This window comes from Halomonas sp. AOP7-E1-9, assembly GCF_052376035.1.
In the GTDB taxonomy this organism is placed as follows: Bacteria; Pseudomonadota; Gammaproteobacteria; order Pseudomonadales; family Halomonadaceae; genus Vreelandella; species Vreelandella citrativorans.
On record NZ_JBQSVC010000019.1, the window covers coordinates 55,143 to 65,597 of the forward strand.

Consider the following 10,455-nt stretch of genomic DNA (forward strand, 5'->3'; position numbering starts at 1 on the left):
GACCATCAAATCCAAGACTATCGATTATCAGAACTAAAGCTTTAGAGGAAGCTATGGCATTGTTGCGTAAGAGCATATCCGTTTGCGTATCGCTTCTGGCGGCGTGCAGCCTCGGCGCTACGTCCGTAAGCGCCCAAGAGTACCCGCTAGAAATCGAACACGCCCTTGGCACCACCATCCTTCAGGAAAAACCGGAACGAATCGCGACCGTGGCGTGGGCGAACCATGAGGTGCCGCTGGCGTTAGGCGTTGTACCGGTCGGCTTTGCTGCCGCCAACTTTGGCGATACCAACGGCAACGGTTTGCTGCCTTGGGTGGAAGCCCGGCTTGAAGAACTTGAAGTAACGCCCCCCGCCCTGTTCGATGAAGGTGACGGCATTGATTTTGAAGCCGTTGCGGCCAGCCAGCCTGATGTAATCCTTGCGGCCTATTCAGGGCTTAGCCAAGCGGACTACACCACCTTGAGCCAAATTGCCCCCGTCATCGGTTACTCCGAAGGCCCGTGGGCGACAGACTGGCGCGATATGATTCTTCTCAATAGCGCTGGCATGGGCATGGCCGACGAAGGCCAGGCACTGATTGAACGCCTTGAACGCCAAATTGCTGAAACTGCCCAGGCGCATGCCGAACTAGAGGGCAAAACAGCCATGTTCGTGACGCACCTCGACCCCACCAACCTGGGGCGCATCTCTTTCTACACCGATAACGATGCGCGAGTGCGATTCTTCCATGACTTGGGGCTGGTCTCGCCAGCGATCGTTCAAGCCAACTCGGCACCGGGCACGTTTTCAGGCGAAATCAGCGCTGAGCTAATCGACCAACTGGCAGACGTGGATATTCTGGTCACCTACGGCGGACAAGCGCTGATTGAACAGCTCGAAGCCCATCCGTTGACCTCTCGGCTGCCCGTCGTTGAAAACGGCGCCATTGTGCTGCTCGACAATAGTCCGCTGGGTACTGCGGCCAATCCGACACCCATGTCGATTTCATGGTTATTAGACGATTATGCTGACCTGCTCTCAGAAGCCGCACGCCACGCAGAGTAACGTTGTTGCTGCGCCAGCCGCTAGCGTTACCCGGCAACGTAATAAGCGAGGCACGCGCCTTGCTGGAGGCCTACTGCTGCTGGCGCTGCTTGCGTTGGCGCTAACGCTTTCTGTGGCGTTTGGCGCTCGCACGGTGGGTTGGCCAGAGGTAATGGCGGCGCTAAGCGGGCAGGTAGAAAACATTGGTGATGCCGCCGTGGCGAGCCGCTTGCCGCGTACTCTACTGGCAGTGCTGGCAGGCGCCGCGCTCGCCGTATCAGGAGGCGTTATGCAAGGGCTTACCCGTAATCCGCTTGCCGACCCCGGCCTGTTAGGCGTTAACGCCGGGGCGGCGCTGGCCATTGTCATAGGAATCGCGTGGTTTGGGATGGATGAAACCACGACCTACATCTGGACAGCTATTCTGGGTGCCGGGCTTGCCGCTGTGGCGGTTTACGCTATTGCCAGCCTGACCCGCGGGGGCGCTACACCGCTCAGGTTGGCGTTGGCCGGGGCCGCTACGACGGCGGCGCTAAGCTCGTTGGCGACGGCCGTTATACTGCCACGCGGCGATATTGCGGGGCTGGCGCAGTCGTGGCTGGTGGGCGGTATTGGCGGCGCGACGTACGACCAGATCATGCCCGTGCTGCCTTTTCTGCTCGCAGGTTTTGTGATCACGTTACTCGCCGCACGCAAGCTCAACCTGCTGGCACTGGGCGACGATGCCGCTGCGGGCCTGGGCGAAAAAGTCGCCATCGCCAGAGCCATGTCGGCGTTGGGCGCAGTACTGCTATGCGGCCCGGTTACGGCTATCTGTGGCCCCATCGGCTTTGTCGGGCTGGTGGTGCCGCATGCCTGCCGCCTGTTAGTCGGTGGTGACTACCGCTGGCTATTGCCGTTTTCCGCCTTGGGTGGCGCCGTGCTGTTAACGTTTTCAGATGTGGTGGGCCGGCTGGTAGCGCATCCTGCAGAGCTTGATGCGAGCATCGTTACCGCCTTTATCGGTGCTCCCGTGTTTATCTGGATTGTACGCAACCGCAAAGTAGGCGCGCTATGAACCCGCCCTCTTATAACGCCACGCCTTCATCCCCCTCTCAACGCCATGGGCACCGTTCTTACGGGCAGATGCGGCGGGCACACGCCAAGCGCCGGGGGCGGATACTTGCGGTATTGGCCGCCTGTTTACTGGCAGGCGTAGTGTTGACCTTGATGCTGGGACAATCCTTTACGCCACTCACCACGGTGCTGCGCATTCTGGGTGGCGCTGAGGTACCCGGGGCCAGTTTTACCGTGCGAGAATTACGCTTACCAAGGGCCGTGGTTGCGGTGCTGGCAGGCGCCTGTTTTGGACTGGGCGGTGTCGCTTTTCAAACCCTATTGCGTAACCCGCTGGCAAGCCCCGACATTATCGGTATTAGTACCGGCGCGAGCACCGGCGCGGTGTTTGCCATTGTAGTGCTATCACTCAGCGGCACGGCGGTTTCAATCATTGCGATTGCGGCTGGGCTAGGCGTGGCGCTGTTAATCTACGGGCTCTCCTGGCAGCAAGGCGTAACTGGCACTCGATTAATTCTCATCGGCATTGGCCTGGCCGCGATGCTACAAAGCGTCACGGCGTATCTTCTAATGCGTGCGCCCAGTTGGTCACTGCAGGAAGCACTGCGCTGGATGGCGGGTAGCCTTAACGGTATGCAGCTTGACCAAGCACTGCCGCTGTTTATCGCCCTGCTACTGTTTGGCGGGCTGTTGTTAAGCCGCCACCGTGACCTGGAAACCCTGCGCATGGGTGACGATATCGCGGTGGGGCTGGGTGTTCGTTTAGCCCTCACGCGAATTACTGTGGTAGTTACCGCCGTGGCACTTGTCGCCTTTGCCACTGCGGTGACCGGCCCGATTGCGTTTGTGGCGTTTCTTTCCGGCCCCATTGCGGCACGTTTGGTGGGGCGCAACGGCTCGCTGCTGATTCCTTCTGCACTGGTAGGCGCGCTGCTGGTGCTTCTGGCAGACTACGCGGGCCAGTTTTTACTACCTGCCCGCTATCCGGTCGGCATTGTGACCGGCGTATTAGGCGCCCCCTATCTCGTTTACCTGATTACTCGCGACAATAAAAGCAGAGGCACCCTATGAGCGCTTCGTCGCTACTCGCCCAACACCTGACCGCAGGCTACGGCGAACGGACCATTCTTAATGACGTCAGCCTAACCGTCCAAGCAGGGCAAACAACCGCTATTGTGGGCGCTAACGCTTGTGGAAAATCGACGCTGTTGCGCGTGCTTTCGCGGCTCCTGACACCGGAACAAGGCAACGTGTTACTGGATGGCAGTGCCATTCATAAGCTCCCCGCCCGCCGCTTGGCGCAACAGCTGGGGTTTCTGCCTCAGTCGCCTATCGCGCCGGAAGGCATCACCGTGCTTGAACTGGTGAGCCGCGGCCGCCACCCGCATCAAGGGCTTTTCCAACGCTGGAACGCTACCGATGAAGCCGCTGTGGCCGATGCTTTAAGCGCGACTCACATGGCCAACCAGGCCGACAGTGCCGTAGAAGAACTCTCCGGCGGGCAGCGCCAGCGGGCGTGGATCGCCATGGCCCTTGCTCAGCAAACCGATGTACTGCTGCTGGATGAGCCCACGACCTTTCTGGATATCAACCACCAGATCGAAGTGCTCGACCTGCTCACCGACTTAAACCAAACGCGCGGCACCACCATTGTGATGGTGCTTCACGAGCTGAACCTCGCCGCCCGTTACGCCGACAAGCTAGTCGCCATGGCGAACGGCAACATCTACGCCGTTGGCCCATCGGAAGACGTATTTACCGAGCAGATGGTACGCGACGTCTTTGGCCTGGAAAGCCGGGTCATCGACGATCCGGTCACGGGAAAGCCCATGATGATACCGCTGGGGCGGCATGGAGCGTGCAAACGTAAGCATGCATCTACTGCCGATAGGGAGACACAGGTCTGAAGAAGACGTGGATGCGCTTGGCCGTTCCGTGCAACCTAATGCTTAAGGCAACTACCAAGCAATCCCTGGTAGTTGCCTTGACGTCACCACTTTCTCGAACTCAATGCCTGTTAAATGGGGGAAAGAGGCTGCTCAATGGCACGCCCAACCTGTAGCACTTTGGCGTCATCAAATGCCTTGCCCATAATCTGGACGCCTACGGGCAGCCCTTGATGATCCTTACCAAATGGCACCGTCAGCGCGGGTAGTCCGGTCACATTGGCGGGTGCGCATAAGCGCACATACGCTTCGGCGACACTCTCTTGACTGCCGTCTTCCCAATCAAACGTTTCCTGCTCCAAGCGTGCTGCTGTCTGAGGCACGGTGGGTGCCAGTAGAACGTCGATGTCTGAAAACAGAGAACTCCAGCGCTTAGCGATGAGGTCTCGGGCACGCTGCGCCTTCAGATAATCGCCTGCTGGCAGCAGTTGTCCGGCTTCGAGCAAGGTGCGTACATCATCACCGTATAGCGATGCTGATTGGCGTATGTCCTTGGCGTGTACGGTTGCTGCTTCGGCCACCATCAGGCCCCACTGAGTCGGAATAAGGTAGTCAGCCAGCGGAATATCCACCTCCACCAGCACGGCGCCCTGTTGTTCCAGATGCGCTGCCGCACGCCTAACAGCCGCGGCGACTGGCTCCGCAACGTGGTCAAAATAGTAGTTGCGTGGAATACCAACACGCAGCCCATGCACACTCGACTGTGCGTTGGTATCGAAAGAGTCAGGAGGAGTACGACTAGCGGGGTCGCGCGCATCAAAGCCCATCACTGCCTGCAATAACAGGCCAACATCCTCTACCGTGCGTGCCATAGGGCCCGCATGATCGAGCGACCAGGCCAGGGGCATAGTGCCGTGGCGAGAGACCAAGCCATACGTAGGCTTGAACCCGACCAGCCCGCAAAGTGCTGCGGGCACCCGAATCGAGCCACCGGTATCGGTCCCCATGGCTGCCCAGGCGCCGCCGTAAGCAACCGCTGCGGCAGAGCCCCCGCTGGAGCCCCCCGACGTGCGCTGTGGATCAAGCGGATTGCGCGTTTGAGGTGTGGTCAGGCCGAAAGCGAACTCATGCAAATGGGTCTTGCCCAGGAGTATCGCGCCGCCACGCAGCAAGGCATCCGTTACCGCGCTGTTGGCCTCGGCCAGGTGTCCGTCCTGAACACGGGAGCTGGCAGTGGTGGGTTGGCCAGCAACATCGAACAGGTCTTTCAGCGCGATAGGAATGCCATGCAGCGGCCCACGGTAACGGCCATGTTGAATGTCTCGCTCGGCCTCAAGTGCCTGCTGACGGGCGGCGTCTTCCCATACAGATACAAAAGCGTTGATCTCTGGCTCTCGTGCACCAATACGCGCCAAGGCCGCATCCAACAATTCTACTGGCGACAGTTCGCGTGCCGCGATGGCGGCACTGGCTTGGGCCAGTGTCAGGTTTAATGGATTTAGCATGGTTGGTTCCCCTGGCTAGCATCAAAGGCAAATGAAGGAGTGCATGATTCATCGATAGGTAATTCGTCAAGCCGGGCAATGACCGTGTGTATGTGATGCAGTACACCCGCAATCAGTGGCGCACGTTCAGAGTTCAGGGGCAGCCCCAGGCTGGTAGCCAGAGCCTGGGTTTCCTCGGCGGACATAGGAGAAACAGTTTGAGCAGTCATGCTTGATTTCCTTTCTTCATTGAAGTGCGCGCTTGCATAAGCAGCAGGATAATGGCGAGTAAGGCCAGTGCTGTGATCACCGCACCATAGATATTGACTGCGGTCAGCAAGCCGGCCTTCTGCGCCAGGAAGCCGACAGCCATCGTGGGCACGCTATGGGCCAGATAACTTTCGATATAGAACACGCCCATCAGCGCGGCACGTTCATGGGGCTCAGCCAACGGCAGGACACTGCGTACAGCCCCGAGGAAGCTCGCGCCAAACCCAAACCCCGCAATGACCGACCCGGCCAACAGCAAGACAGCGTTTCCCTGGTTAGCCCCGACCAAAATGACAACCAGCCCTGCGACCAAGGCAAGTTCGCCAGACAAGAGGGTTGTAAAAGAGCTCAGCTTGCGAGCCGCCAGAACCGCTGTGGCACCGGTGAGCGTTAGCGCTGCGACGACAAGACCACCCAGCCATGGCGTGCTCACATGCGTAACGTCAACGATCAGCGATGGCATAAGCGATAGATAAAAACCACCTAGCATCCACACTGCCACGTTTGCAGGAGTGACAGATAACAGCGTTTTGCGCGCTTGCAGCGGCACGGTAATGCGTGGTTTCAGGCTTGCCCATGCACCCGAGCGATATGTCACCGTCTCTGGTGCCAGCCAAATCAAGCCCAGCATCACCAGAAAAATAGCCAGCAGCAACGCGTACACCATGTGCAGCGGATCGGGCGCCAACACGACCAATGAGGTACTGCCTAGCGCGCCGGCTGCCATACCAAGCAGTGGTGAGATGCTGTTAATCACAGCCCCCTTCTCCCGACTAACATCGAGTATCGCCGCGCCAACTGCTGCAGTGGCCATACCCGTGGCAAAGCCTTGCAGAGCGCGCGCACCAATCAGCCAACCCGGCCCGGCCGCACACAAAAAAACCACCATAGCGATGATCTGTAGCGACAACGCCATGGCAATAACCGGACGTCGACCAATATGATCGGACAGCCTCCCCGTCACCAGCAGTGCCAAAAGCAAAGCCAGCGCGTAAGTGGCAAAAACCACCGTCAGCAGTGTTGCGCTAAAGCTCCACTGCCGCTGATAAAGTTGGTACAGCGGGGTAGGCGCACTCGATGCTGCTAAAAAGGCAATCATTATCGCTGTGTGCAGGAAAACGGTACGGGCGGGAGACAAACTCCAGCTAGAGGAACGGCGGACAGTATCAGAAACGTTGATGGACATGACCTCTCCCAAAAGGCAAAATATTAGCTTTAAAGAGCATAAACTCAATAAATCGCTAACGCAAATATTTTGCTTTAGTGATTTATTGCACCGTACCGACGAAACCGTGCCGACGAATAGGTACTGAAGGGACACATGACCAACAAACCCACTCCTCGTCCAGGGGGCCGCAGCGCTCGTATTCAGGCTGCCGTTCATCAAGCCGTTCGAGAGCTGCAACAAGAGCAAGGCCGGGCCGGACTTACGGTGCCCGCTATCGCCACACGCGCTGACGTCACCCCCTCGACGATCTACCGTCGCTGGGGTGACCTTACCCAGTTACTGGCCGACGTTGCCGTCGAGCAACTACAGCCGGAGCAGCCGCCAGCCGATACGGGAAGTTTGCGCAGCGACTTGTTAGCCTGGCTTGTTGAGTACTTTGAGGAGATGTCATCAGCCCCAGGGCGGGCGATGCTCCGCGATGTTCTAGGCACAGAAGGCCATGCCAGCGCGGGTAAATGTGATGGCTTCTTGCGTCAGCAGATCGAAGTAATCAACGAACGCGGCCTTGCCAGAGGAGAGCAGCCGATGGATATAGGATTGGTCACCCAAATAGTGGTGGCGCCTCTGATGTACCGCATCCTGTTTGCCAACGAAACACCGACTACGCAGGCCATAGAAGCACTTTTCGAACAATTAGTAAGCTCAGCAGATGCTTAATAAAAAAGCCCCGTGTTCTGGATAACACGGGGCTTTTGGCAAGAAAGCGCTGTTGGGCTCATTACGCCTCGACCGCGGCACGCCCTTTGATCATTGAGCGGGCAAGCAGCAGATACGCGACCGAGCCACAGGCGGCCATGGCCAACACCACCGCTTCAAGCGTATGCGGCAGCATGGCAGACAGGGCGCTCAAAATCCCGGCGATACCGAACTGGGCGGCGCCCAAAAGCGCGGCGGCGGTACCACTGCTAGTGGGGAAAAACTCCAAAAAGCAGGCCTGAATATTGGGCGAGATCGCCCCTACTGTGCCGATGGTCAACATCATGGCGAACAGGAAAGCGTACATTGGCCACTCCATAAAGGCAGCCATCACTAACAATACAATGCCGACCGCTTGGCAGCCCGTTGCCAACTGCAGAATACGCAGCGACGATATTCTGGAAAGCAGTACACGGTTGCAAATATTGAAGAAAAGCATCGCGACGATGTTAGCCGCAAACAGCATCGAAAAGCTTGAGGGCGACTGGCCGAAGTGCCCCTGATAGATAAAGGAAGCGTAGGTAATGAACATCATCAGGGTGGAGAAGGAGGCGGCCTGCCAAGCGATAAACGGTAAAGCTGGTTTCGTCGACAGCACCAGCTTGTAACGCGCCAGCAGGCTCATCTTGGGGCTTTTTGATCGCGATACTTTGCCCTTCCCGGAAAAAAGCACCCGCACCAGTAACGGCACCAGCAGCACCGCGTAAACCGCCAAGGCAAAGAAAATATTGTGCCAGGAACCCACCGCCAAAATCGCACTACCAACGCTCGGGGCGATACCCGGCGCCAGCACCATGATAAAACCCATCATCGAGAACAGCTTCGCGGCATCACGGCCCGCCACCCGGTCGCGCACCAGTGCCGGTACCGACACCAGCGTTAACCCCGCGCCAATGGCTTGAACGGCCCGCCCGCTAAGCAGAGTGTTCAAGGATTCCGCCATGCCGATGACAATGCTTGCGAGCGCAAAAATTGCCAGCCCGCTCATCAATACACGCTGGCGACCGAAGCGGTCCGAAAGCGCCCCGCCAATGAGCTGCCCCACAGCCATCGCGAACACATACACCGAAACGCTTAACGATACGGCCTGCTGAGATATCCCCAGCGACTCGCCAATGACCGGAAAGGCCGGCAAGTACGTATCCATGGAAAACGGACCCAGCATCATGGTCAATGCCAGGCTCAGTACCACAATGAAGGGCGTTTTAGATTGGGTCATAGAAGCTCGCGGTAAGATGGCTTAATGATAGCAGCATTCGTAATATGATACCGATTGACGCCATCATCAGCCAACATTCGCCTGGAAGTGGCTACCAAGCCACCACGTTGGGCCATCCAACAGTCCGCGTGTGCTACTCGCTCCTTTTCATCTCTTTAACCACAGCATCCAAGTGGCTTGAGTTGATCTCGGCGGGCGAGTTGGCGCCGATCAACGTCATGGTGACACGCATATCGGCGGCGATTAGATCCAACAGATGGGAAACGCCCTGCTCGCCCCGTGCGGCCAAGGCGTAAACGTAAGCACGGCCCAGTAGAACGCCCTGGGCGCCTAGCGCCAGCATACGCACCACATCAAGCCCAGAGCGCACGCCGGAATCCGCCAGTACCGTCAGTTCATCGCCCACGGCCTCGGCAATATGCGGTAGCGCTTGGGCGGTAGAAATAGCCCCATCTAATTGGCGCCCACCGTGGTTGGACACCACGATACCGTCGGCCCCCATGCGTACCGCATCTCGCGCATCCTCTTTATCCAACAACCCTTTGATGATCAGCTTGCCCTTCCAGCTCTCACGAATCCACTCAAGCTCGCTCCAGCTAATGGAGGGGTCAAAGTTTTTCGCCAGAAAGCCCATGTAGTCGTCCATGTTCATTTCGCGCCCGGTGTAGGCCTCGATGTTACCGAACGACAGTGGCTTGCCTTTAAGCCCTACATCAAACGCCCACTGCGGGTGGGTGATTGCCTGAGCGTACTGGCGCAGCTTGGCATTGGGGCCTGACATACCCGAGCGACGGTCACGGTAGCGCGAACCCGGCAGCGGCATATCCACGGTAAACACTAGCGTTTTCATGCCCGCTTCCCAGGCGCGCTCCAGGGCATTTTTCATAAAGCCGCGATCTTTCAGCACGTAAAGCTGCGACCACTGCTCGCCGTGGGCATTTTTCGCCACTTCCTCAATCGAGCAAACCGAAACGGTGGAGAGCGTATAGGGAATCCCCGCCTTTTCTGCCGCGCGCGCAGCCTGCACTTCGCCGCGCCGAGCATACATGCCCGTGGCGCCCACCGGTGCCAGCGCAACCGGCATTTTCCACTGGCTGCCTAAAATTTCAGTTTCAAGCGACGGCGTACCGCCCCCCTGCAGCACGCGCTGACGTAAAGGAATAGCCTGCAACGCCTCCACATTGCTGCGCAGCGTGCTTTCCGTGACCGAGCCGCCATCAAGGTAATCAAACAAAAAACGAGGAACACGCCGCTTGGCGGCTTGCCGGTAATCAGAAGGGCTTGAAATGATCATGAATTCGCCTTAACTCGACACGGGAAACGGAGAAGTGACCGTATGTTAGAAACCTTGGTGCTAACTCCAACTAGCGTAACATGTTACGCCGCCTCTATAGCCATTCGCTGCGCTGAACTTTAGTCTATGAGCGTTTCTCCCACGCGGAATGCCTCCGCCCCCATCGAGCCCGACATTGCAGAAACGCCTAAAACGAACAATGCTTGAACAGTGTGTGTAGCAACGGAGTTTTGCAATGGCGGACTTCAAGCAACGCGGGTGGGTGAAATGAAATGGGCTGATCACTGAGCAAAAGGC

The 10,455-nt window shown here is 58.0% G+C and carries 10 protein-coding genes; 5 read left to right on the top strand and 5 right to left on the bottom strand.

Going from position 1 to position 10,455, the window contains the following annotated elements:
• The first annotated feature begins 53 nt into the window (after positions 1–53).
• Genes ACT3R4_RS11745 through ACT3R4_RS11760 form a run of 4 tightly spaced genes read left to right on the top strand, consistent with a single transcriptional unit; the run spans position 54 to position 3,988 of the window.
• Entirely contained in the window at positions 54–1,046 is a 993-nt protein-coding gene (locus tag ACT3R4_RS11745; protein ID WP_441679118.1) for an iron-siderophore ABC transporter substrate-binding protein, read from the top strand.
• Entirely contained in the window at positions 1,006–2,082 is a 1,077-nt protein-coding gene (locus ACT3R4_RS11750; protein ID WP_193055392.1) for a FecCD family ABC transporter permease, read from the top strand. The genes ACT3R4_RS11745 and ACT3R4_RS11750 overlap by 41 nt, the downstream gene beginning before the upstream one ends.
• Complete coding sequence (locus ACT3R4_RS11755; RefSeq protein WP_193055391.1) at positions 2,079–3,152, top strand: FecCD family ABC transporter permease; 1,074 nt, start codon at positions 2,079–2,081, stop codon at positions 3,150–3,152. The genes ACT3R4_RS11750 and ACT3R4_RS11755 overlap by 4 nt, the downstream gene beginning before the upstream one ends.
• Positions 3,149–3,988 carry an ABC transporter ATP-binding protein gene (locus tag ACT3R4_RS11760; protein WP_441679119.1) on the top strand — a complete coding sequence of 280 codons (840 nt, stop codon included), beginning with the start codon at positions 3,149–3,151 and terminating at the stop codon, positions 3,986–3,988. The genes ACT3R4_RS11755 and ACT3R4_RS11760 overlap by 4 nt, the downstream gene beginning before the upstream one ends.
• Positions 3,989–4,098: 110 nt before the next feature.
• On the opposite strand, the gene ACT3R4_RS11765 is transcribed toward ACT3R4_RS11760, so the two are convergent.
• Genes ACT3R4_RS11765 through ACT3R4_RS11775 form a run of 3 tightly spaced genes read right to left on the bottom strand, consistent with a single transcriptional unit; the run spans position 4,099 to position 6,907 of the window.
• Positions 4,099–5,472, bottom strand: a complete 1,374-nt coding sequence (locus ACT3R4_RS11765; protein WP_441679120.1) for an amidase — start codon at positions 5,470–5,472, stop codon at positions 4,099–4,101.
• Positions 5,466–5,681, bottom strand: coding sequence for a hypothetical protein (locus ACT3R4_RS11770; protein ID WP_441679121.1), 216 nt, complete (start codon positions 5,679–5,681; stop codon positions 5,466–5,468). The genes ACT3R4_RS11765 and ACT3R4_RS11770 overlap by 7 nt, the downstream gene beginning before the upstream one ends.
• The gene (locus ACT3R4_RS11775) at positions 5,678–6,907 is read right to left on the bottom strand and encodes an MFS transporter (protein ID WP_441679122.1); all 1,230 of its coding nucleotides are present in this window, start codon (positions 6,905–6,907) and stop codon (positions 5,678–5,680) included. The genes ACT3R4_RS11770 and ACT3R4_RS11775 overlap by 4 nt, the downstream gene beginning before the upstream one ends.
• A 135-nt stretch (positions 6,908–7,042) precedes the next feature.
• On the opposite strand from ACT3R4_RS11775, the gene ACT3R4_RS11780 reads away from it, so the two are divergent.
• Positions 7,043–7,606, top strand: a complete 564-nt coding sequence (locus ACT3R4_RS11780) for a TetR/AcrR family transcriptional regulator (RefSeq protein WP_441679123.1) — start codon at positions 7,043–7,045, stop codon at positions 7,604–7,606.
• A gap of 61 nt (positions 7,607–7,667) precedes the next feature.
• Here ACT3R4_RS11780 and ACT3R4_RS11785 read toward each other — a convergent pair whose 3' ends face one another.
• The gene (locus tag ACT3R4_RS11785) at positions 7,668–8,864 is read right to left on the bottom strand and encodes a Bcr/CflA family efflux MFS transporter (RefSeq protein WP_441679124.1); all 1,197 of its coding nucleotides are present in this window, start codon (positions 8,862–8,864) and stop codon (positions 7,668–7,670) included.
• Between the two features lie 133 nt (positions 8,865–8,997).
• A complete protein-coding gene (gene lldD / locus ACT3R4_RS11790; protein ID WP_172118153.1) occupies positions 8,998–10,158 on the bottom strand; it encodes an FMN-dependent L-lactate dehydrogenase LldD in 1,161 nt (386 codons plus the stop codon).
• Positions 10,159–10,455: the final 297 nt, after the last annotated feature.